General features: G+C 59.1%; 20 protein-coding genes. 5 read left to right on the forward strand and 15 right to left on the reverse strand.

Annotation, left to right across the window (positions count from 1 at the left end; translation table 11 throughout):
- Nucleotides 1-1,042 (reverse strand): glycerol-3-phosphate transporter (glpT, locus tag ACZAHD_RS14020; protein ID WP_462457314.1); only part of this gene is annotated, 1,042 nt, incomplete at its 3' end.
- A gap of 270 nt (nucleotides 1,043-1,312) precedes the next feature.
- Here glpT and glpA point away from each other — a divergent pair.
- The 3 genes from glpA to glpC are packed head-to-tail and all read left to right on the forward strand — an operon-like array spanning nucleotide 1,313 to nucleotide 5,359.
- Nucleotides 1,313-2,935 carry an anaerobic glycerol-3-phosphate dehydrogenase subunit A gene (glpA, locus tag ACZAHD_RS14025; protein WP_462457315.1) on the forward strand — a complete coding sequence of 541 codons (1,623 nt, stop codon included), beginning with the start codon at nucleotides 1,313-1,315 and terminating at the stop codon, nucleotides 2,933-2,935.
- A complete protein-coding gene (gene glpB / locus ACZAHD_RS14030) occupies nucleotides 2,925-4,184 on the forward strand; it encodes a glycerol-3-phosphate dehydrogenase subunit GlpB (RefSeq protein WP_462457316.1) in 1,260 nt (419 codons plus the stop codon). The genes glpA and glpB overlap by 11 nt, the downstream gene beginning before the upstream one ends.
- Nucleotides 4,181-5,359: an anaerobic glycerol-3-phosphate dehydrogenase subunit GlpC gene (gene glpC, locus ACZAHD_RS14035; RefSeq protein ID WP_462457317.1), complete on the forward strand. Its 1,179-nt coding sequence runs from the start codon at nucleotides 4,181-4,183 to the stop codon at nucleotides 5,357-5,359. The genes glpB and glpC overlap by 4 nt, the downstream gene beginning before the upstream one ends.
- 22 nt (nucleotides 5,360-5,381) lie before the next feature.
- Here glpC and yfaU read toward each other — a convergent pair whose 3' ends face one another.
- The 6 genes from yfaU to ACZAHD_RS14065 all read right to left on the reverse strand — a co-directional run bounded on the left by yfaU (nucleotide 5,382) and on the right by ACZAHD_RS14065 (nucleotide 11,589).
- Nucleotides 5,382-6,185, reverse strand: a complete 804-nt coding sequence (gene yfaU / locus ACZAHD_RS14040; protein WP_462457318.1) for a 2-keto-3-deoxy-L-rhamnonate aldolase — start codon at nucleotides 6,183-6,185, stop codon at nucleotides 5,382-5,384.
- 14 nt (nucleotides 6,186-6,199) lie between these two features.
- On the reverse strand, nucleotides 6,200-7,489 hold the full coding sequence (locus tag ACZAHD_RS14045; RefSeq protein ID WP_462457319.1) for an MFS transporter: 1,290 nt from the start codon (nucleotides 7,487-7,489) through the stop codon (nucleotides 6,200-6,202).
- Between the two features lie 52 nt (nucleotides 7,490-7,541).
- Complete coding sequence (gene rhmD / locus ACZAHD_RS14050; RefSeq protein WP_462457320.1) at nucleotides 7,542-8,747, reverse strand: L-rhamnonate dehydratase; 1,206 nt, start codon at nucleotides 8,745-8,747, stop codon at nucleotides 7,542-7,544.
- A 13-nt stretch (nucleotides 8,748-8,760) separates the two neighbouring features.
- A complete protein-coding gene (locus tag ACZAHD_RS14055) occupies nucleotides 8,761-9,543 on the reverse strand; it encodes an IclR family transcriptional regulator (protein WP_462457321.1) in 783 nt (260 codons plus the stop codon).
- Between the two features lie 204 nt (nucleotides 9,544-9,747).
- The gene (locus tag ACZAHD_RS14060) at nucleotides 9,748-10,944 is read right to left on the reverse strand and encodes a nicotinamide mononucleotide deamidase-related protein YfaY (RefSeq protein ID WP_462457322.1); all 1,197 of its coding nucleotides are present in this window, start codon (nucleotides 10,942-10,944) and stop codon (nucleotides 9,748-9,750) included.
- Nucleotides 10,945-11,046: 102 nt separating this feature from the next.
- Complete coding sequence (locus ACZAHD_RS14065) at nucleotides 11,047-11,589, reverse strand: YfaZ family outer membrane protein (RefSeq protein ID WP_462457323.1); 543 nt, start codon at nucleotides 11,587-11,589, stop codon at nucleotides 11,047-11,049.
- A gap of 229 nt (nucleotides 11,590-11,818) precedes the next feature.
- Here ACZAHD_RS14065 and nudI point away from each other — a divergent pair, with 229 nt between their 5' ends.
- Complete coding sequence (nudI, locus tag ACZAHD_RS14070; protein ID WP_462457324.1) at nucleotides 11,819-12,244, forward strand: nucleoside triphosphatase NudI; 426 nt, start codon at nucleotides 11,819-11,821, stop codon at nucleotides 12,242-12,244.
- A gap of 32 nt (nucleotides 12,245-12,276) precedes the next feature.
- On the opposite strand, the gene menE is transcribed toward nudI, so the two are convergent.
- The 7 genes from menE to ACZAHD_RS14105 form a co-directional block, all read right to left on the reverse strand.
- Nucleotides 12,277-13,653 (reverse strand): o-succinylbenzoate--CoA ligase, encoded by a 1,377-nt coding sequence (gene menE / locus ACZAHD_RS14075; RefSeq protein WP_462457325.1) that lies wholly within the window; start codon nucleotides 13,651-13,653, stop codon nucleotides 12,277-12,279.
- On the reverse strand, nucleotides 13,650-14,615 hold the full coding sequence (menC, locus tag ACZAHD_RS14080) for an o-succinylbenzoate synthase (RefSeq protein WP_462457326.1): 966 nt from the start codon (nucleotides 14,613-14,615) through the stop codon (nucleotides 13,650-13,652). Before menC ends, menE begins: the two co-directional genes overlap by 4 nt.
- Nucleotides 14,615-15,472 carry a 1,4-dihydroxy-2-naphthoyl-CoA synthase gene (menB, locus tag ACZAHD_RS14085; RefSeq protein WP_462457327.1) on the reverse strand — a complete coding sequence of 286 codons (858 nt, stop codon included), beginning with the start codon at nucleotides 15,470-15,472 and terminating at the stop codon, nucleotides 14,615-14,617. The genes menC and menB overlap by 1 nt, the downstream gene beginning before the upstream one ends.
- Nucleotides 15,473-15,486: 14 nt before the next feature.
- On the reverse strand, nucleotides 15,487-16,245 hold the full coding sequence (gene menH / locus ACZAHD_RS14090) for a 2-succinyl-6-hydroxy-2,4-cyclohexadiene-1-carboxylate synthase (RefSeq protein WP_462457328.1): 759 nt from the start codon (nucleotides 16,243-16,245) through the stop codon (nucleotides 15,487-15,489).
- Nucleotides 16,242-17,912 carry a 2-succinyl-5-enolpyruvyl-6-hydroxy-3-cyclohexene-1-carboxylic-acid synthase gene (menD, locus tag ACZAHD_RS14095; RefSeq protein WP_462457329.1) on the reverse strand — a complete coding sequence of 557 codons (1,671 nt, stop codon included), beginning with the start codon at nucleotides 17,910-17,912 and terminating at the stop codon, nucleotides 16,242-16,244. Before menD ends, menH begins: the two co-directional genes overlap by 4 nt.
- Nucleotides 17,913-17,988: 76 nt before the next feature.
- Nucleotides 17,989-19,284 (reverse strand): isochorismate synthase MenF, encoded by a 1,296-nt coding sequence (menF, locus tag ACZAHD_RS14100; RefSeq protein WP_462457330.1) that lies wholly within the window; start codon nucleotides 19,282-19,284, stop codon nucleotides 17,989-17,991.
- A gap of 161 nt (nucleotides 19,285-19,445) precedes the next feature.
- Nucleotides 19,446-19,907 carry a GNAT family N-acetyltransferase gene (locus ACZAHD_RS14105; RefSeq protein ID WP_462457331.1) on the reverse strand — a complete coding sequence of 154 codons (462 nt, stop codon included), beginning with the start codon at nucleotides 19,905-19,907 and terminating at the stop codon, nucleotides 19,446-19,448.
- A 53-nt stretch (nucleotides 19,908-19,960) separates the two neighbouring features.
- Here ACZAHD_RS14105 and rnz point away from each other — a divergent pair, with 53 nt between their 5' ends.
- Entirely contained in the window at nucleotides 19,961-20,878 is a 918-nt protein-coding gene (gene rnz / locus ACZAHD_RS14110) for a ribonuclease Z (protein ID WP_462457332.1), read from the forward strand.
- 111 nt (nucleotides 20,879-20,989) lie between these two features.
- On the opposite strand, the gene nuoN is transcribed toward rnz, so the two are convergent.
- Complete coding sequence (gene nuoN, locus ACZAHD_RS14115; protein WP_462457333.1) at nucleotides 20,990-22,447, reverse strand: NADH-quinone oxidoreductase subunit NuoN; 1,458 nt, start codon at nucleotides 22,445-22,447, stop codon at nucleotides 20,990-20,992.
- Nucleotides 22,448-22,470: the final 23 nt, after the last annotated feature.

Consider the following 22,470-nt stretch of genomic DNA (forward strand, 5'->3'; position numbering starts at 1 on the left):
CCGGGTTACCCGGCGGGTTAAGCCAGTAGACTACGGTCGCCATCGTCACCAGCGTCATAAAGAAGACGCCGGTGGCCCCGCGATTGCCCTTAAACACCTTGTCGGACATCCAGCCACAAATCAGCGTACCAGGAATCCCTGCATACTCATATAAGAAGTAAGCCCAGGAGGATTTATCCAGCGCAAAGTGCTTCACTTCTTTCAGGTAGGTGGGTGACCAGTCGAGGATGCCGTAGCGCAGCAGATAGACAAAGACGTTAGCCACGGCGATATACCACAGCAGCTTGTTCGGCAGGATATACTGCTTAAAAATCTGGCTGGCGGTCAGCTCCTGTTCATGCTTTTCGCTGTAATCATCAGGATAGTCATTTTTGTACTCTTCAATCGGCGGCAGGCCGCAGGACTGCGGCGTATCGCGCATCATCGCGAAGGCAAACACCGCCAGCAGAATCGCCCCGAACGCCGGCATATACAGCGCCGCATGCCAGTCGTTAAACCACGCCATCCCCAGCAGGAACAGCAGCGGTGGGATCCCGCCCCCGACGTTATGCGCGCAGTTCCACACCGAGACAATGCCGCCGCGTTCTTTCTGCGACCACCAGTGCACCATCGTCCGCCCGCACGGCGGCCAGCCCATCCCCTGGAACCAGCCGCAAAGGAACAGCAGCACGAACATCACCATAATGCTGGAGGTTGCCAAGGGAACAAAACCCATCACCAGCATCACCAGCGCGGCCAGGATCAGACCCGCCGGCAGAAAAATGCGCGGATTCGAGCGATCCGATACCGATCCCATGATGAATTTCGAAAATCCATAGGCAATCGAAATGCCGGAGAGGGCAAATCCCAGATCGCCGCGGGAAAATCCTTGCTCCACCAGGTAGGGCATTGCCAGAGCAAAGTTCTTACGCACCAGATAGTAAGCAGCATATCCAAAGAAAATACCGATGAAAATTTGCCAGCGCAGTCGACGATACAGCGGATCGATTTCCGCCGCGGGCAAACGTGCTTTGTGCGGCGCAGGTTTAAAAATAGTTAACATAGCAGCCTCCGTGGCCATCTCTTCTCTACTGATACCGATAAGAAAAATCTAATCTAATCACCCACTTCTGATGAGGCGGGATGGTAGGCAAAGCTGGCCCCGGATACTGTGAAACATCGCACGCTTTGTTACAAAAATATGACAAAAAATTCCATTATGAGCATGAAATCACATATATCGCGCGAATAACGCGCGAACATGCTCGAAATCAAACAATATTTACCGTTTGTATGGCTAAATGGCGTAAAACGAAAGAAGAAGGACAGGAAGATGGCCGAACCCCGTGAATGTGATGTTATTATCATCGGCGGCGGCGCCACCGGCGCAGGGATCGCGCGGGACTGCGCGCTCCGCGGGCTGCAGGTAACGCTGCTGGAGCGTCACGATATTGCCACCGGAGCAACCGGCCGTAATCACGGTCTGCTGCACAGCGGCGCCCGCTATGCCGTCACCGATAGTGAATCGGCCCGCGAGTGCATCACTGAGAACCGGGTTCTGCGCCGCATCGCCCGTCACTGCGTTGAACCGACCAGCGGACTCTTTATTACTCTTCCCGAGGACGACCTGGCCTGGCAACGAACCTTTATCAACGCCTGTCAGCAGGCGGGGATCGAAACCCGGCAGCTGTCGCCAGCAGAGGCCCTGCGCCTTGAACCAACCGTCAATCCGGCCCTGCTTGGTGCCGTACAGGTCCCCGATGGCACCCTCGATCCTTTTCGCCTCACGGCAGCCAACATGCTCGACGCTCGGGAACATGGCGCGACCATTCTGACCGGTTGCGAAATTACCGGGCTCATACGTCGTGGAGAACGTGTTTGCGGGGTTGAGTTTTATGATCATCAACATCGTGAGAGAGGGACGCTGTACGCCGGTGTTGTGGTCAATGCCGCCGGGATCTGGGGACAGCGGATCGCGGAATATGCCGATCTGCGCATCGCCATGTTCCCGGCCAAGGGATCGCTGTTGATCCTCGACCATCGTATCAACCGGCAGGTCATCAACCGCTGCCGCAAACCCGCCGATGCCGATATTCTGGTGCCCGGCGATACCATTTCGCTGATTGGCACGACGTCGGAACATATCCCTTACGACGAAATTGATGACAACCGGGTCACGGCGGCCGAAGTCGACACGCTGCTACGGGAAGGGGAAAAACTGGCCCCGGTGCTTGGGCGCACTCGCGTGCTGCGCGCCTATTCCGGCGTGCGTCCACTGGTGGCCAGCGATGATGACCCCAGCGGACGTAGCGTCAGTCGCGGTATCGTTCTGCTCGACCACGCCGAGCGCGATGGCATGGAGGGCTTTATCACCATTACCGGCGGCAAGCTGATGACCTACCGCCTGATGGCGGAGTGGGCCACGGATGCCCTGTGTCGTAAGCTGGGCAACAGCGTTCCCTGTTCAACCGCCGACACTCCGCTCCCGGGGTCAACGGAGCCCCCCGAAGCCACGGTAAAAAAAATCATCTCGCTACCCGCACCGCTGCGCGGTTCTGCCCTCTATCGCCACGGCGACCGCACGCCTGGCTGGCTGGGTGATACCCGCCAGCATCGCAGCTTAATCTGTGAATGCGAGATGGTGACCGCCGGAGAAGTGCAGTACGCGGTGGAAAACTTAGCGGTTAACAGCCTGCTTGATCTACGCCGCCGCACGCGCATCGGCATGGGCACCTGCCAGGGAGAGCTGTGCGCCTGCCGGGCGGCCGGGCTTCTGCAACGATTTAACATCACCACTCCCGCTCAGTCGCTGACTCAGCTTTCTGATTTTTTAAACGAGCGCTGGAAAGGCGTGCAGCCCATTGCCTGGGGCGATGCGCTCAGGGAAAGTGAATTCACCCGCTGGGTCTACCTCGGACTGTGCGGACTGCAAAAGGAATCTCAGGATGAAATTTGATAGCGTGATTATCGGCGGTGGCCTCGCGGGCCTGCTCTGCGGGCTAGCGCTAAATCAGTTCGGCCTGCGCTGCGTCATCGTCAGTCGGGGTCAAAGCGCGCTGCACTTTTCCTCCGCTTCGCTGGATCTGCTCTGCGCCCTTCCCGATGGGGAACGCGTCAGCGATGTGGCTCACGGGATCGCCCGCCTGGCAGAACAGCTTCCCGAACATCCCTATGCGATGCTGGGCGCCGATCGGGTGATGGCGTACGCCGCGAAAACCGAAGCGCTGCTGGCCACCAGCGGGATCGCGATGCGCGGCGAGGCCAGACAGCCGCATGAACGTGTTACGCCGCTGGGCACCCTGCGCCCGACGTGGCTTTCGCCGCTGGAAGTTCCCGTGGCGCCACTGTCCGCACGGCGCGTCGGCGTCGTCGGTATCAGTGGCTTCGCCGACTTCCAGCCGCATCTGGCCGCCGCCTCGCTCACCCGGCAGGGGGTGAAGGCAACGGCGACCGAGATAGACTTACCGATACTGGATGTTCTGCGGGATAACCCGAGCGAATTTCGCGCGGTGAATATCGCCAGAATGCTCGACGAAGAGTGTCATTGGCCCGCGCTCCTCGCCGCGTTACTTCCGCTGGCGCAGGCGCACGACATGCTGATCATGCCCGCCTGTTTCGGTCTGAATGACGCCGGGCTGTATAGCTGGCTACAGGAACAGCTGCCCTGCCCGCTGCGCTTGCTACCGACGCTGCCGCCTTCGGTACCCGGTATGCGCCTGCATAACCAGCTTCAACGTCGTTTTATTCGCACCGGCGGCACCTGGCTGGCCGGTGATGAAGTCACGCGAATCAGCCATCAGGAGGGGAATGTCACCGCGGTCTGGACACGGCAGCACGGCGATGTCGCGCTACGTCCCCGTTTTGCAGTACTCGCCAGCGGCAGTTTCTTCAGCAATGGATTGATCGCCAAGAAAGAGCGCGTTCGGGAGCCGATTCTCGGCCTCGACCTGCTGCAGCCCCTCCCGCGCGAGAACTGGTATCAACGCGATTTCTTTGCTTCGCAACCCTGGCAGCACTTCGGCCTGAAAACCGACGCGCTGCTGCGCCCGTTGCTTGAGGGCCAGCCGCTCGGCAACCTGTTTGCCATCGGTTCGTTACTGGGCGGTTTTGACGCCATCCAGTTGGGATGCGGCGGCGGTGTTTGCGCGGTCACCGCGCTGCATGTCGCGAAACAGATTCATGACCTTGCCGGAGGCGTGCGATGAACGATACCCGCTTTGAGAGCTGCATTAAATGTACCGTGTGTACGACCAACTGCCCGGTCAGCCAGGTAAATCCCCGCTACCCGGGCCCAAAACAGGCTGGCCCGGACGGTGAGCGCCTGCGGCTGAAGGACGGGACGCTGTACGATGAGGCCTTAAAATATTGTATTAACTGCAAGCGCTGTGAAGTCGCCTGCCCTTCTGATGTAAAAATTGGCGATATTATCCAGCGGGCACGGGCGCAGTACAGTCAGCAAAAACCGACGCTGCGTGATGCTATCCTCAGCCATACAGATCTGATGGGTGCCCTCTCCACGCCGTTTGCCCCGCTGGTCAACGCCGCGACGGGGCTCAAACCAGTACGCAAGCTGCTTGATGCGACGCTAAAGATTGACCACCGCCGAACGCTGCCGAAATACGGTTTTGGCACTTTTCGCCGGGCGTATCGTCAGCAGGCAGCCCACCAGGCGCAGTTCAGTAAGCAGGTGGCATTCTTTCACGGCTGTTACGTCAACTACAACCATCCACAACTCGGCCACGATCTCATTCACGTGCTGAATGCGATGGGCACCGGCGTACAGCTGTTAAGCAAAGAAAAATGCTGCGGCGTGCCGCTTATCGCCAACGGCTTTTTCGCCAAAGCCCGCCGGCAAGCACAGAGCAACGTCGCCGCCATGCGAGAGACCCCGCTGCCGATCATTGCCACCTCATCAACCTGCACTTTTACCCTGCGCGACGAATACCCGCATCTGCTGGATGTCGATAATCAGGACCTTCGCGACCGGGTTGAACTGGCAACCCGCTGGATCTGGCGCCAGCTTGATGCCGGACGTACCCTGCCGCTACGGCCGCTGCCGCTGAAGGTGGTTTATCACACGCCATGTCATATGGAGAAGATGGGCTGGTCGCTGTATACCCTCGAACTGCTGCGGCTGATCCCGGGTTTACAGCTGGAAGTGCTGGATTCGCAGTGCTGCGGCATCGCCGGCACCTACGGGTTTAAATCGGAAAACTATCCCTCTTCGCAGGCCATCGGCGCACCGCTGTTCCGGCAAATTGAGCAGAGCGGTGCCGATCTGGTGATCACCGATTGTGAAACCTGCAAATGGCAGATTGAGATGTCCACCAGCAAACGCTGTGAACATCCCATCACTCTACTGGCGCAAGCGCTGGGCTGAAGCCAGCGCCAACAAAGGGAGATCAGTAGCTCCCCTTTCCCTCCGCCGGTGCGGCTACCGGTTTGAACATCGCCAGCCGTGTATCCAGCGCGCTGGTGTAAAGATTAGTATCGACACCCACGGCAACAAAATTCGCCCCCCATGCCAGCGCATTGTGCGCCATCTGCGGGTCAACGGCGAGGAAACCCGCAGCTTTCCCCGCCGCGCGAATGCGGCGGATGCTCTGTTCAATGATGCGCTGCACTTCCGGATGACCAGCGTTGTCCGGGTAGCCCAGCGAGGCCGACAGGTCAGCCGGGCCGATAAAGACGCCGTCAATCCCCTCCACTTCGAGGATCGCATCCAGATTATTGAGGGCCGTTTTGCTCTCCACCTGAATCAGCAGGCACAGCTCATCGTTGGCCTGCGCCATATAGTTCTCCACCCGTCCCCAGCGCGCAGCGCGTGCCACCCCCGCCCCGACGCCACGGGTCCCCACCGGCGGATAGCGGGTAGCTGAAACCACCTCCCGCGCCTGTTCGGCGGTATCAACCATCGGGATCAGCAGCGTTCTGGCGCCGATATCGAGCACCTGCTTAATCAGGCTGCGATTACCCTCTACCGGGCGAATCACCGGCTGACTGACGTAGGGGGCGATGGCCTGCAACTGATGATAAAGGTCCTGAATAGTATTGGGCGCATGTTCGCCGTCAATCAGCAGCCAGTCATAACCTGAAGTGGCAGCAATCTCAGCCATATAAGAAGAAGTCGAGCTCAGCCACAGGCCAATTTGCGCTTCCCCTTGCAATAATCCCGCTTTAAATGGGTTTGATAAAATAGCGTTCATAGTTCTCCCTTACATTAATGTTGTACGCTGCCAGCCTGCGGTATCGTGCGATTGACGCGCAGCGAAAAGATAATAACCACCCCGACAACCGCCACGCAGGCGAGCGTCACTAATCCGGCAGAGTGACTGGCGAACATCGTTTCGGCCTGAACCCGAATGATGGGGGCCAGAAAACCGCCGATCGCGCCAAACAGATTGACGAAACCAATGCCCGCGGCCAGCGCCGTGCCAGACAACAGCTGCGTCGGCATGGTCCAGAAGACCGGCTGCACGGCAATGACGCCGACGGCGGCGACGCACAGCGCGATAATAGCCAGCACCGGCGACACCAGCCCGGAGACCGCAATACCTATTGCCGCCGCCAGCAGAGTGAACGCCGCAATATTACGTCGCTCGCCGGTGCGGTCGGAGTAGCGCGGAATCAGCCAGGTCCCGAACAGCGCCGCCACCCATGGGATAGCGGTCACCACCGAGGCCACGAACCCCACTTTGGTGCCCAGCAGCGCGGCGACCTGGGTTGGCAGAAAGAAAATCAGCCCGTAAACCGCGACCTGAATGGTCAGATAGATAATGGCCAGCTGCCAGACGCGGCCGTTGCGCAGCGCATCGGACAACCGCGAGGTGACCTTTTTCTGCTCTTCGCGGGCCAGCTCGCTGATTAACGCCTGCTTTTCGGTAGAGGTCAGGAAACGCGCATTTTGCGGCGTGTCGTCGAGCCAAAAGAAGGTGAAGAATCCCGCGCCGATCGCCAGCAGCCCCTCAATAACAAACATCCAGAACCAGCCGGGATGCCCCCTAAAACCGTGCATTTCCAGCAGCGCGCCGGATAGCGGCGAACCAAGGGTCAGCGCCAGCGGCGCGCCCATATAAAACAACCCCATAATGCTGGCGCGGTTCTGCTGCGGAAACCACTGAGAGGTCAGGTAGATCATCCCTGGGAAGAAGCCCGCTTCGGCGGCGCCCAGCAGAGTGCGCACCAGCAGAAATTTCGCTTCCGTATCCGCCCACGCCATCGCTGCGGAAAGAATGCCCCACAGCAAGGTGGTGCAGCCAATCCATTTTCTTGCGCCGAATTTGCGCATCAGCAGATTGGCTGGCACCCCGAGAAAGGCATACACCACAAAGAAAATCCCCGCCCCCAGCGCATAGGCTTCGTTGCTGAGACCGGTATCCAGCTGATAGGTCTCTTTGGCAAAGCCAATATTCGAGCGGTCAAGAAACGCCAGCACATACAGCGCCAGCATAAAGGGGATCAAACGGGCGCGGTTTTTCTTCACCACGCTCTCAAGCAAGGTGTTGCTCATCGTAATATCCTCAACAATGGGCCGCACATCACCGCTGTGCGGCACGACGGGATCAGTGGCTATAAGGGCGTTTCAGGTTGCAGTCGCGGTTCAGCTCAACGCCGAAACCCGGTTTATCGAGAACGGTTTTGTGGATACGCCCATTCACCGGTACCGGTTCGTCAACCAGAATCGGGTCGAACTGCGGACGCATCGTTGAGCAGTCCGGGCTGGTCATCAGGAACTCGCTGAACGGCGTGTTGGTAAAGGTAATGACCGCGTGGTGCGAATAGACCGATGAACCGTGCGGAACCACCAGTTGGCCGCGCGATTTGGCAATCGCCGCAATCTCCACCAACGTGGTCAGGCCGCCGCACCAACCGACATCAGGCTGCATAATATCGATACCGGTTTCCGATAACGTGCGGAAGGATTGCAGCGTGCCGTGGTGCTCGCCGCTGGTGACCATCATCCCGGCAGGCGCATTGCGTTTAAGCTCGCGATAGCCTTCGTACTGCTGCGGCGGCAGGCACTCTTCGATCCACTTAAGGTTATAAGGCGCGCAGGCGTGGGCCAGTTTAGTGGCGTAGTTGACGTCCTGGCTCATCCAGCAGTCCAGCATCAGCCAGAAATCCGGGCCACATTTTTCGCGCATATCAGCCACCATCGCGGCATCTTTGCGGATCCCCGTATCGCCATCGTGCGGCCCCCAGTGGGTCGGCATTTTGCCGCCGATAAATCCCATCTCTTTTGCCAGGTCCGGGCGTGCTCCGGTGGCATAGAACTGAATTTCATCGCGCACCGCGCCGCCCAGCAGTTTGTAAACCGGCAGCCCAACCACTTTACCGAACAGATCCCACAACGCCAGGTCGATACAGGAGATGGTATTCATCACCAGGCCGCCGGAGCCGGAGTAGTACATGGTGGCGTTGAGCATCTGGTCATGGATCAGTTTGATATTGCTGACGCATTTGCCTTCGATAAAGCGGTTGAGGTGTTTTTCCACGATGAAGCAGCCCATCTCGCCCGCCGTCGACACCGCAAAGCCGGTCTGCCCGTTTTCGGCTTCGACTTCAACAATCAGTGTGCCGAGAACGTTGATGCCAAACGACTGGCGGGACTGTTCATACTGCTTGTATTTACTCATCGGCGTGGCGATATGATCGTCAATCCAGTGATTTGCCCCCTGGTCATGGTAGTCGCCGCCACCAGCGCCTTTCTCTGCGGTAGCGCCGCCGATAAACCAGGCGCGGACGTGTTTAATTTTCGGTAGGGTCACGATCTTCTCCTTATTATGAGGCTTGTTGTTCGGAGGGGCTCTTCCATCCCAGCAGACGAGAAATATCTTTAGCGCAGGCAATCGCCCTACCGGCAAGGTAATCGCGATTGTCTTCATTGATTTGCAGGCGAGTCCCCACCACGGAGATTGCGGCGGTCAGCTCGTTATTGGCGTTAAACACCGGCGCGGCCACGCAGCGAACGTCGGGATAATCTTCGCCGTTATCGAAGCTCCAGCCGCGAGCGCGAATACGCCCCAGTTCATCGCGAAGCTGCTGGGCACTGGTGATGGTCGTTGGCGTCGCCCGCTCCCACTGCAGCTCGCTGATAATAGACGCCTGAACCCACTCAGGCTGCCAGGCCAGCAGACATTTACCGATACCAGAACGATACAGCGACAGGCTCTTGCCCTCATGCGAACGCACGCTGATGGTGGCCGGGGATTCAATCTTCAGAATGTAGTAGGCGTTGCCGCTGTCGATAATCCCCAGGTGACAGAGCAACCCGCACTGGTCCATCAGTTGCGTCAGGCGCGGACGCGCCAGTTCGCGCAGGTCCATTTTGCTCAGCGCCTGCCCGGCCAGCTCAACCAGCTTGGTCCACAGGCAGTAGTTATCCTGATTATCCATGCTAAGGAAACGCTGTTTTCTCAGCTCTCCTAACAGCAGATAGACGGTGCTTTTCGGAATACCCAGTTCGTCAATAATGGTCGCCGCGCTGCAGGGGCCGATGCGGGCGATCAAATTGAGAATATCGATGGCGCGGGTCAGCGCCGGGACCTTGCTTGATTCCAACATACTGGACTCCAATCCTGAATACTGGAATCAGTGTTGCGGTTGTCCGGGCGGAAAATTGTGAGCGACTTCAAATGACGACGCTATTCCAGCAGAGTGGACATTCAGAGGGAGGAAAATGGGAGATGGCGCACAGAATATTTAAAAGCGAGTACAACAGGCTGGACTCATCACGCGCCGGGAGGCGTTCCCGACGCAACGATTGGTTTAAAACGAGAGAGATTCGACGACGTTAATCCAGCCATGTTCCCCGGCGACCGGCTGACCGTTCAACCAACGACGCAGCATATTCAGCGCCATCATGGCACAGACTTCCTGGCGAATCGTCAGACTGTGGCGAGTGGCGCTGAATTTGACCCGCAGCGCATGGGTGCCTTCCGGCGTCGAGAGCACGAAATTCAGGTGATCGGCCTCCTGGCCGCTCACCGCCAGCGCCAGACCCGCGAAATGATTAACCCGCCGTTCTGCTGCCCAGCGGGCAGACTGCGCCAGCGACTCTTCCTGGCAAGGGACCACTTCACTTGCCAGGAGCGGCGTGCCTGCCCGCGAGAGCTGAAGCGCCAGCAACCCGCCGGTAAACTGTTCACTTAGCGTCAGACTCAACTGGCGCTCCTGTAAACACCGCGCAATCTGCGCGGGCAACCCCTCGGTGCCCTCGAAAATCATGCTCTCTCCCGCCACTTTTTTCACTTCCGGCCAAATTGCCAGCATCGCTTCGCGCTGTTCTGCCGGCCCGGTGAGCTTCAGCTCAATAATCGGCATGGAAGAGCGGTAGCCCATGACGACATCCGGCGGCAGCACCAGCGGATCGAGGCTTTGCGCCAGATCGCTTTCTGAACGGCCAAAAGTTGTCAGACGCAGACAGAGCGGCGGTGCAGACAGCGGGAAACGCTCACGCAGGCGGGGTAAAATTTCCTGCTCGACCATAACTTTGAATTCCGACGGGACGCCAGGGGTGAAAAACATCAGACAGCGGTTGAGCTGAACGGCAAAACCGCAGGCCGTTCCCACCGGATTGTTGATCATCTCCGCGCTGGCGGGGATCTCCGCCTGCTTACGGTTACTTGCGGCCATCGGGCGACCGCGATCGGCAAAGAAGCGGGTCATCGTTTCCAGCCACTCTTCGTGCAGAATCAGTCCTTCGCCCTTGGCGGTCGCGGCGGCCAGCGCGCTCAGATCATCACTGGTTGGCCCAAGACCGCCGTTGACGATCAGCACATCCGCCTGTTCACTGCGTTCGCGTAACACTGTGACCAGGGAATCAAGGTCATCGCCCACGGTGTTGCGGCGCGTTAACGGTAATCCCTGATTGAAAAAGAAATCGGCCAGCCACGCGGCATTGGTATCGACGATTTGCCCGTGCAACACTTCATCGCCGGTGGACAGCATTTCCACATTTATCATTCTTCACTTCACTCCTTGCCTGCCAGGTGGCAATACTATAACGCAAGGCGCAGGCGGAGTAGACAGGAATACGGCGCGGGAAACGTTCGCGCCGTTGGGGGATTAGAAGCTGGCGCTGACGCCGAGGTACGGGCCGTCTGCAATCGTGCTGTCTTTGTTGCCGTCTTTCCCTTCGAGGTTCAGATAGCGATAACCGGCTTCGATGCTCAGAGGGCGCATAATTGTCCAGCTCGCACCGGCATTGGCTTCCTGATAGCTCTGGATGCCGCTGGAGAGTGAATCCGGGGAATAGTAGTATTCGCCGAACAGACGGAAGCTGTCACCCATTTTCCACTGCAGGCCGCCGCCGACGGCCGCCGCATACCCTTCATCTCCGCTCTTCGGGTGGGTGTAAACGCCCTTACCGCCTACCGTCCCGAGGAATGGCCCCAGCGGAAGATTCAGGCCAAGACCTAAACCCGCCGCGTCGCCGTCATTGTCGCTGTGCATCCAGTTGCCGGTCACGGCCAGACCGGATGACTCAGTCCCGAAACCGACGCCAAGGTTGGTGTAGTGCTCACCAACCTGTCCGGTCACGCTGATGGCATTTGCCGCCGTAGAGACAAACATCATGCCGGCAAGACCTAATAAAATGCTCTTTTTCATTTTTACTCTATCCACAAAACAAGAATCAAAAAAGTCCCCAAAACCGCAGAATTGTACTGCCGAACGCTGAGGAATCAATGCACTAAAACGACCTTTACTTTCGTGATTGTAACCAGTTGCTACGGATAATGTCGGGTAAGTACGAACAATGCAGCTTGCAGTTTAGCGAGACGGCTCGCAAACTGATCCTTCGGCACCTTTTCCCTGCCGTTTAGTCAAGGAGATCACTATGCGCCAAAGGACCATCGTCTGCCCGCTGATTCAGAATCAGGGACACTATTTGTTGTGCAAAATGGCTGACGATCGCGGCGTTTTTCCCGGGCAGTGGGCACTTTCCGGCGGCGGCGTTGAACCGGGCGAACGTATTGAAGAGGCGCTACGTCGGGAAGTGCGTGAGGAACTCGGGGCGGCGTTGCAGCTGACGCAGATTATGCCGTGGACCTTTAGCGATGATAGTCGGGTCAAAACCTATGCCGACGGCCGTCAGGAAGAGGTTTATATGATTTACCTGATTTTTGATTGCCTCAGCGCCAACCGCGAAATCACCCTCAACGACGAATTTCAGGCGTATGCCTGGGTAAAGCCGCAAGATTTGCACCGCTACGATCTGAATATCGCGACGCGCAAAACATTCACCCTGAAAGGCCTGCTCTGAGCCCCCCATCGCCGTGCCGAGGCCACACCCGGTTAACTCGTCTGGCCGCCTGGCAACGCATTAACCCAGTCACGTAATGCCCGGCGGGAGATTTTAATCCCGCCGGTTTTCAATGAATCAGGTAACGACAACCAGCGTATCGGTTGCTGAAAACGAGCCAGCTTATCCTGTGCCCAGACCGCCAGCGCGGCGACATCGCACTGCGCATCGCACTCCACCACCGCCACCGGACGCTGACCAAACTCCGCATCGTCTAACGGCACGATAAACGCCTGCTGAATCTGCGGATGCGCCAGGAGCACCCGCTCCACCTCTTCAGGCTGAATACCTTCCCCGCCGCTGAAAAAGAGGTTATCCATCCGCCCAAGCAGAGTCAGTTTGCCCTCCCTGAACTCACCGCGATCGCGAGTGGCAAACCAGCCCTGTTCGTTGACCAGCGGCTGAATCCCGCCATCGCGCCAGTAGCCAGCCGCCATGCTGTCGGCACGCAGCCAGACTTCGCCCTCAACGATTTTCAGCGCACGCCCCGGAAGCGGCTGGCCGACGTCCGGCGCGCCATCTGCCTCTTTGCCGCATACCGTCGAGGCGAACTCCGTCAGACCATAGCCACACCAGCAGCGAATACCCCGGACGCGCGCCTGATCGGTCAACGCGACGGGAATCGCCGCGCCCCCCAGAAGCACCGCCTTCAACGACACCTCAGCCTCGCTATTGAGCAAACGCCAGAGTTGAGTGGGCACCAGCGAGGCATGCGTACAGCCTCGCAACGCCTGTTCTAGCGGTTGCCTTTCCCCTACTGTCAGGCGGGAGCCCGCCAGCAGCCAGCGCCAGAGAATCCCCTGCCCTGAAACATGAAACAGCGGCAGCGACAACAGCCAATCATCGTCCGACGCCAGTGGAATCATCGCCAGCACACCTTCAGCGCTGGCAAGATGCGCCCGACAGCTGTGCACGGCGGCCTTCGGCAGCCCCATAGAACCGGAGGTGAGCGTCATTGACGCCAGACGTTCTTCACACCAGTACAGCGTCGATTCACTCGCCGCGCGTTGCAGCGCCAGCAGCGCAAAGTCGAGGGCAAGCGGATCGCCATTCAGCACCAGCGCATAGCGCAGATCGAGAGAGGGCAACAACGCCGCCAGCAGCGAAGGCGGTAACTGCGGATTCAGAGGAAGCACTCGGGCGCCGCATTGAAGCAGCGCCAGCCATGCCAGCAATGCCGATGGCTGGTTATAGGCCCGCAGCAGCACGCCCTCCCCTTCATTGACCCCCTGAGCACGGAATCCGGCGGCCAGCGCATCAACCTCAACGCACAGCTGCCGCCAGCTCAGGACAACGTCGTTCAGGCGTACTGCCGGAGCCTCGCCACGCAGCCGACGCCAGTGGCGCCATGGCCAGTCGCGAAAGGTCACAACAGCGGCTCCAGCGCATCACAGTTCAGACAGGGTAACGGGCTGGCAGGCCAGGGGCGAATCAGTTGTGCGCGCATCAATGCCAGCGTATCCAGACCGGGAAGGGTCTGCGGCGTCAGCCAGGCGGCAATCCGCGCCAGCTGCGTCAGTCCAAGGCTTGATTCGATCGATGAGCTGATCACCGCGGTTAGCCCCAACGCGTGCGCCATAGCGATCTGTTCCCGCACTTTGCGCAGGCTGCCGGTGAGCATCGGCTTGATCACCAACGCACGCACCCCAGGTTCCGCCTGAAAACGAAAATCCGCCTCACGTAGACTTTCATCCCAGGCAATGGCGATGCCGGTTTCCCGGGCAAAATCCCGCGAGTCGTCGCGGGATTTACACGGTTCCTCAAGGAAGGCGATACGGTCTCGGTACTGCGGATGGACATATTTTGCAAACTGCTGCGCTTTGAGCGGCGTCCAGGCGCGATTGGCGTCCAGACGTAGTTGCAAATCGGGAATCGCTTCCAGCAGCAGGTTAACCACCATCCCGTCACGCACCGCTTCATACAGCCCGATCTTGACCTTCGCCACCTTTTCTCCGGGCAGTGCCGCCAGCCTGGCAAACAGTTCGTCCGGGTCGCCGGTGCACAGCGGCACCGCACGATACTCCGCCTCCAGCGGCAGTTCATCGTTCAGCTCCGCCAGCGCACAGCTGACGCCGAAGGCCACGGAAGGCGGCGACAGCTCGGGCAGGCTCTCACCCTGCCGCCAGGCTATCGCCCACGCCAGCAGCGCAGACTGCGCCTCCTCCAGCGTTTCCGCGCTAAAGCCCGGCAGAGGTGCAATTTCGCCCCATCCCTGACGTTCCCCCTCCTGCAGGTGGATGAACAACCCATCGCGAGTTTTTAACCGCCGTTCGCGCAGTACCACGCCCGCGTCCATCGGTACCTGCCAGCGGTAAACCTGCGCCTGACGCATTATGGATTCCGTTTAAATTTGCTGAAGTCCGGCTGACGTTTTTGGTTGAAGGCGTTGCGCCCTTCCTGCCCCTCTTCGGTCATGTAGAACAACATGGTGGCGTTCCCCGCCAGCTCCTGCAGTCCCGCCTGACCATCGCAATCGGCGTTCAGCGCCGCCTTCAGGCAGCGCAGCGCCATCGGGCTGTTTTGCAGCATTTCGCGACACCAACGCACGGTCTCTTTTTCCAGATCCGCCAGCGGGACCACGGTGTTGACCAGCCCCATATCCAGCGCCTGCTGTGCATCGTACTGTCGGCACAGGAACCAGATTTCACGCGCTTTTTTCTGTCCGACGATCCGCGCCATGTAGGATGCGCCCCAGCCGCCATCAAATGAGCCGACTTTCGGGCCGGTCTGGCCGAAAATGGCATTCTCTGCGGCAATCGTCAGATCGCACATCATATGCAGAACGTGACCACCGCCGATGGAATACCCCGCCACCATCGCCACGATCGGTTTCGGGCAGGTGCGGATCTGGCGCTGGAAATCGAGCACGTTCAGGTGGTGGACGCCGGAATCATCCTGGTAGCCACCGTAATCGCCGCGCACCTTCTGGTCGCCGCCGGCGCAGAATGCTTTATCGCCTTCGCCGGTGAGGATAATGGCACCGATATTGTCGTCATATCGGGCATCGGACAACGCCTGAATCATCTCTTTCACGGTCAGCGGGCGGAACGCATTGCGTACCTGCGGACGGTTAATGGTGATTTTAGCAATCCCGTCCGTCGACTTCTGGTAACGAATGTCGGTGTAGCCTTCGGAGCAATCGTGCCATTCCACGGGGGCGTAGAGCATTGCTTCATCAAGAGAGATCATAGAATGTCCTTTGGTTAACTCGCTAAAAACTGAGCCAGACATGACACTACCGCCGCAGGATTTTCCCGATGCGCGTTATGCCCGGCATGATGAATAATATGTGTCGTTGCGGCGACGTCGCGTGCAATGGCACGAAACTTCACATCGCGCTCGCCACAAAGATAATGAACAGGGTAGCGCCGGACGCGGAGTTGCGCGCGCAGGTCGGGCTGTACGGCGAGGGAGGTTGCCTCCAGCATCGCTGCAAGGCTGGCGCCGCTGTTGTGGCTGCGCAGCGCCACAAGCGCTTCCCGCTGCACCGTACTTAAGCCGGCGAAAACCGGCTGCTGGTACCAGTCGGCAAAAACCTGCGCCAGCGGCTCGCGGCGAAAGCGCTCTGCCCAGGCGGCATCGCTACAAGCGCGCTGTCGGCGTTGGCGTGTATCCTGGAGGCCGGGATGGCCGCCCTCAACGACCAGCCCGCACAGCCCGCGCCGCGGCTGGCCGGCAAAAAACATCGCAATACGCCCGCCCAACGAATAGCCAATCAGCCAGTAGTCCCGAACATGGTAGTGCGCCAGCGTTTCCGCCAGCCGCAGACTGACCTCGGCAAAATCGCTGACCCTGACATCACGCGAACCACCGTGCCCCGGCAGATCAATATACAACCGCGGATAAGCGCTGAACGCGGCACCCACCGTTTGCCACTCCCGACTGTCCCCGGAAAAACCGTGTAAAAAGACCAGCCATGGATAGCCCGACTGCCCCTTTGCGCACAGAGCGTGCAGACTCATAGGCGGCTGACCTGCGCCAGCAACTGTTGCAGAGTATGCGTACCTTCCGTCTCATTCACCACCAGCTCAATCAGCGTGGCGCCGGGAAGATGCCAGGCGTCAGCCAGCGCCGTTTCCAGAGCTTCCCAGTTGTCCGGACGGTGATAATGAAGGCCAAACATTGCCGCCGCATGGCCGAAATTAACATCCTGCGGCATCAGATAAAACTGACGCCGTTGATCCTGCGGCGTCGGCAGCAAAGAAAATATCTGCCCGCCGTTGTTGTTTACCACCATCAGCACCAGCGGCGCAGAGGCCTGACGCAGCAACGCCAGTGAGTTCAGATCGTAGAGCGCGGAGAGATCGCCGACAATCGCCAGCGTCGGGCGGGTGCTGGCCCGCTGGACCCCTGCCGCCGTCGCCAGCAGGCCATCAATACCGCTGGCGCCGCGGTTGCTATAAACCGGGTATCCTGCCGGAAGCTGCGCCAGGGCATCAATTAACCGAACCACCAGGCTATTACCGACAAACAGTTGCCCCTGATCCGGAAGATAGCGCTGAATCCGGTGAGCCAGCTGGGCTTCGCCAAATGCCTCACTGCGGTCGGCCGCCGCCTGCCAGGCCTGCCGCGACAGCACAGGGATCGTCGTCGCCCACGGCTGGCGGCTTTCCGCCGGATGCAGATCCAGCCACTGTTCCACCGGGCAGACCAGACGACGACCGCGGTGATGAGCCGGGTCGAGGCGGCCGGGGAGATTATCCACGACCCAGTATTCTTCCGGTTCACAGGTGGCCTGCCACTGCAGCACGCGTTTACCGGTAAGGCTGCTGCCCAATTGTACAACGATTTGCGCCTGCTGCAATTCGCTCACCGCTTTGCCGTTTGCCAGCCACAGGTCGGCGCACGGTAGCGGCTGCCCGGTCTGAGAAAGGACGTCGCCAATCAGCGGCCAGCCGAGCGTTTTTGCCCACCCGGCGACTTTTTTACCTTCAGCGGCGCTCAGGCGGCCAGCAACGACAACGCCCCGCTTTTGCCGCCAGAAAAACCAGTCGCGCTGCTTTTCGCTTTCCAGATGCAGGGACTGCCGTAGCCAGGGTTTATCGCTTTGCCACCATGCGCCGAGCTGCTGCTGCCACTCCACGCCGGTGTCATCCATCTCGCCGTACAGCGGCTCGGCGAACGGACAGTTGATATGGATACCGCCGCAATGCAGGGTGCCGAGCACCTGGTCAATCGTCGACACCAACCAGCGCGCGGGCACATCCTGCGACGGACGCGGCAACGACAGCGTCTGCGAGGGATGAGAAGCAAACATGCCCGGCTGGCGGATCGCCTGGTTCGCACCGCAGTCAATCAGCTCCGGGGGACGATCGGCGGTAAGAAGTATCAGCTTTTCACCGGTCAGGCCCGCCTCAATTAAGGCAGGATAGAGGTTAGCCGTCGCCGTTCCGGAAGTGACAATTACCGCTACCGGCTGCCGACTGGCTTTTGCCAGCCCCAGCGCCAGATGGCCAAGACCGCGTTCATCGAAATGAGTATGGGGAATAAACGCACGGTTTTCCGCCGCTGCCAGCGTAAGAGGTGTCGAGCGCGAGCCCGGCGCAATACAAATATGCTGCACGCCGTGGCGAGTTAATGCTTCCAGGATCACCGCCGCCCAGCGTCGGTTAAATGCGCTTACTGACATGAAATTGTCCGGTATCAAATATTGAGGCTAAGTATAGGTAATACAAAGCAATGGAGTATTGATATGCATCGTTTATCTACGTTTTTGTCAGTAATAATGAACGCAGCCCCGCCGCCTTATTTTCTATCTCCTGCCACTCCTGCTCAGGTTCGGAACCGCTGACAATTCCGGCACCGGCATACAGCCTGAGCGTGGCGTTTTCGATCAGCGCCGAACGCAGGGCCACGCAGAATTCGCTTTGCGCCAGCGACAGGTAGCCAGCGGAACCGGCGTACCATTCCCGGGTGAAAGGTTCATGGCGGGTAATAAATGCCAGCGCCGCCCGGCGCGGTAATCCGGCGACCGCGGCGGTCGGCTGCAGCTGATGCAGGCAACGGGTATCATCAGGCTGGTAGAGTTCAGCCCAGATGCAGCGGCGCAGATGCTGTACTTTACGCAGCCGCACCACCTGCGGCGGCAGCACATCCAGCGAACGGACGTCATCCTGCATACGCTGGCGGATATCCTCCACCACCAGCATATTCTCGCGCTGGTTTTTATCATCTTTCATCAGCCAGTCGGCCAACCATTGCGCCTGGCGATCATCGGGATGGCTGGCAGCGGTCCCGGCCAGCGCTTCGGTGCACAGCAGCGTCCCGCGCCGACGCCAAAGCCGCTCCGGTGTGGAGCCAAAGAATGTCCGCTGTGCGTTAAAGGCCATCATGAAATGAAAACAGCGGTGATTGCTACGACGGCTGGCGGCCACGATCGCCAGCGGATCCGGCGGCGCCGCAAACTGGATATTCGTGGCCCGCGCCAGCACCACTTTCTCCATCTCCCCTGCGGCAATCGCCTGAGTTGCCCGCTCAATCAGCGCATACCATTGTGGATAGTCCGGGGAATGTTGCTCGCTGAGCACCGGTGGCACAGCGGCGGGCTGCGCCTGCTCAGGAGTCAGCACCTGGAGAAATTCCCGAGCCGCGATGGCCTCTTCGCGTAGTGAAGTCTCGCTACTCAGCAGCAGGCGCAGAGTGGCTTTCGCCCCAACCCGACGCCACTCCAGCCGCGGCAAAAATAGGGTCCCTTCCTGCGGGTTAAACGCATTCAGGCCACAAATCCGTAAATCCGCCAGCCCCTGACACTGCAAGAAGCCGTGAGCCTCGGCCAAAGACGGGAAGGTTTTGACCGCGCCGAGCGCAGCAAGCTCTTCATCGCCATTGCGCTGCTGCCAGTAAAACTGTGGCCACTGCGCTTGATGACCGCACCACAGAAGGGGGTCAAAAGCGTCATGAAGAGGGAAAGGAATATCGAAAATTCGCGTACCGGACGACGGCGGAAAATCGTCAGACAGACAGTCACGTAAGCGTTCCAGCGCAGTGGAAACAGACAGCACGCAAACCTCCACACAATAAAAACCACATATTATACGGGGTACTGGCGTGAAATTGCAGTACCCATAATGAGGGAGAGGACTTTCCGTATGTGGCTGCCGCCTGCCCGGACAGGCTGACGGGGAAAAAGTATAGATTCTTTAAGCCGTTACGCTAACGGCGCTTAACCAGCGACCGCTTCGCGAGCCATACCGATATGCGCAATGCCGTCCTCATCGTAAATGTCGGTTACCGGTTGAAAACCAAAGCTGGCGTAAAAACGTTGCAGGTGTGCCTGGGCGCCGAGGTAGATAGCCTTGTGCGGCCAATGACGACGGCAACTGGCCAGCGCCTGTTCCATTAGCTGATACCCCAGCTTCTCGCCGCGCACCGCCGGGCTGACAATGACCCGACCAATCACCACCGGCTCAATGTCATCGTCGCTTTTCAAAATGCGCGCATAGGCGACCAGTTCATCGCCTTGCCAGCCGAGCAGATGGCGGTTTTCACCCATCAGGTCGTCACCGTCAATATCCTGATAAGGGCAGGTTTGTTCGACGACAAATACCGCGCAACGCAGTTGCAGCAAAGCATACAACTGCGGGACGGTCAGCTCTGCGTGGTGAAGATCCTGCCATGTAATCATTGACTACTCCTGTATACTTGAGTTTTTCACCCACGCCCCGAGGACACTGGACGATGGAATTGACTTTTTTGGGGACATCCGCAGGCGTGCCGACCCGTACACGTAATATGACGTCTATCGTGCTGAATTTGCAACAGCCGACGGCAGCGGAGATGTGGTTGTTCGACTGCGGAGAAGGTACCCAGCATCAGTTTCTGCATACCCCGTATCACCCAGGAAAACTGAATAAGATTTTTATTACTCACCTCCACGGCGATCATCTGTTCGGCCTCCCCGGTCTGCTGTGCAGTCGCTCCATGCAGGGCAACTCGCTGCCGCTAACGCTGTACGGTCCAACGGGGCTGAGGGAGTTTGTTGAAACCGCGCTGCGCTTAAGCGGTTCCTGGACCGATTATCCGCTCACCATTGTCGAAGTGGGCCCAGGTCTGGTCTTTGACGAAGGGGGATATCGGGTCAGCGCTTATCCGCTGAATCATCCGGTTGAATGTTACGGCTACCGTATCGAAGAGCACGCTCGCCCCGGCACCCTCGATGCCGCCCGCCTGATTGCCGATGGCGTCCAGCCGGGGCCGTTATTCCAACGCCTGAAGCAGGGAGAGACGATTGTGCTGGAGGACGGAAGGACAATCGACGGTACGGAGTATCTCGGCCCGGCAACGCCCGGTAAAAAGCTGGCGATTTTTGGCGATACCGCGCCCTGCGAAGCCGCGCTGGAGCTGGCGCGAGGCGTTGAACTGATGGTTCATGAAACGACGCTGGAGCAGGCGATGGTCGAAAAAGCCAATAGCCGTGGTCATTCGTCAAGCCAGCAGGCGGCTGCGCTGGCCCGCAATGCCGGCGTACGGATGTTTATCGCCACCCACTTTAGTTCGCGCTATGACGCTGAAGGCTGTCTGCGCCTGCTGGCGGAGTGTCGGGAGGTATTTCCCCGGACCCTGCTGGCCGAGGACTTTATGGTCTACAGCCTGTAACGAGTCGGTCAGGAGTGGGAACAGAAAGGATGAGGCAAAAAAAATGCCTGCCCGTATCGCAACGGGCAGGCAGGGCTCCAGGACCGACGGCGTGAACCCCGGCCCCGGCGATTACATCAGCGGTGTTGCCAACTGAACAATGCTAATCAGCGGCTGCGGCCACACGCCAAGCACGAGGACCAGCAGCGCGGAGATCAGCACCACGATACCGCCCGCGCTGTACTGCCAGTTCGACGGTGCATCGCGATTCAGTTTATCCGGCGCGCTCAGGTACAGACTCACAGCCACACGCAGGTAGTAGTACAGACCAATCGCCGAACCGATCACCACGGCGGCAACCAGCCACCACAGGTGTGCATGCACACCGACGGCCAGCACGTAGAATTTACCGATAAAGCCCAGCGTCATCGGGATACCTGCCAGCGACAGCATCATCACCGTCATCACCGCCGACAGAATCGGACGATGCCAGAACAGGCCGCGATAGGAGTACAGCGAATCGGCATCCGGACCACGGTATGGGCTGGACATCAGGCTCACTACGCCGAACGCGCCGAGGCTGCTGAACAGGTAACCGGCCAGATAGACACCGACAGCTTCCATCGACATTTCACCGCTTTGCAGGGCAATCAGCGCCACCAGCAGATAGCCAAGATGCGAGATGGAAGAGTAGCCGAGCAGACGTTTGATATTAGTCTGGCTCAGCGCCATCAGGTTACCGAAGATGATAGAGGCAAAGGCAATCAGGCCCAGCACCACGCGTACCGCTTCGCTGTTGCCCACCGGCATGTACAGGAACAGACGCATCACCACGCCGAAGATAGCAATCTTGCTGGCGGTTGCCAGGAAGGTTGATACCGGCGCTGGCGCGCCCTGGTAAACGTCCGGCGTCCACAGGTGAAACGGAACCAGAGACAGCTTAAAGCCCAGACCGACGATCATCAGCCCCAGACCCGCCAGCAGCAGCGGTTCGTGCAGCGCGCTGTCCGCCAGGCTTTTACCCAGCGCCAGGAAGGACAGGTTGCCCGAGTTCGCATACACCAGCGCCATACCGAACAGCAGGAATGAAGAGGCTGCGGCGGACAGAATGGTGTATTTGATACTCGCTTCCAGCGAACGCTTCTGCCGGAAGGCATAACCAACGAGGCCGAACAGCGGCAGCGAAATCAATTCGATACCGAGGAACAGCGCCGCCAGATGGTTCGCCCCCGCCAGCAGAATGCCCCCCAGCGCGGCGATGAGCACCAGCAGGTAGAACTCTTCTTTATTGTCCTTGTATCCCTCAAGCCACGGGTACGCAAAGGTACAGGTGGCCAGGCTCGCCAGCAGCACCAGCCCGGTATAGAGCATGGCGTAGCCGTCAACGCGAATCAGCGGCGTGACATCCATCGCTCCGTTCTGACCCACGAACCAGAGCGAGACCAGCGCGGCATTAAGCCCGAGAACCGACAGCGTGGCATTAAGGAAATGATTGCGTCGCCACGCAATGGAGAGCATCACAACCACCACCGTCAAGCCGACGATCAGCAGCGGTAGCAGTGCGATCAGTTGTTGTGGAGTTATTGTCATGGCGAATTACGGCCTTGTAGTAG

This window comes from Raoultella sp. (assembly GCF_039594335.1).
Taxonomy (GTDB): domain Bacteria; phylum Pseudomonadota; class Gammaproteobacteria; order Enterobacterales; family Enterobacteriaceae; genus Klebsiella.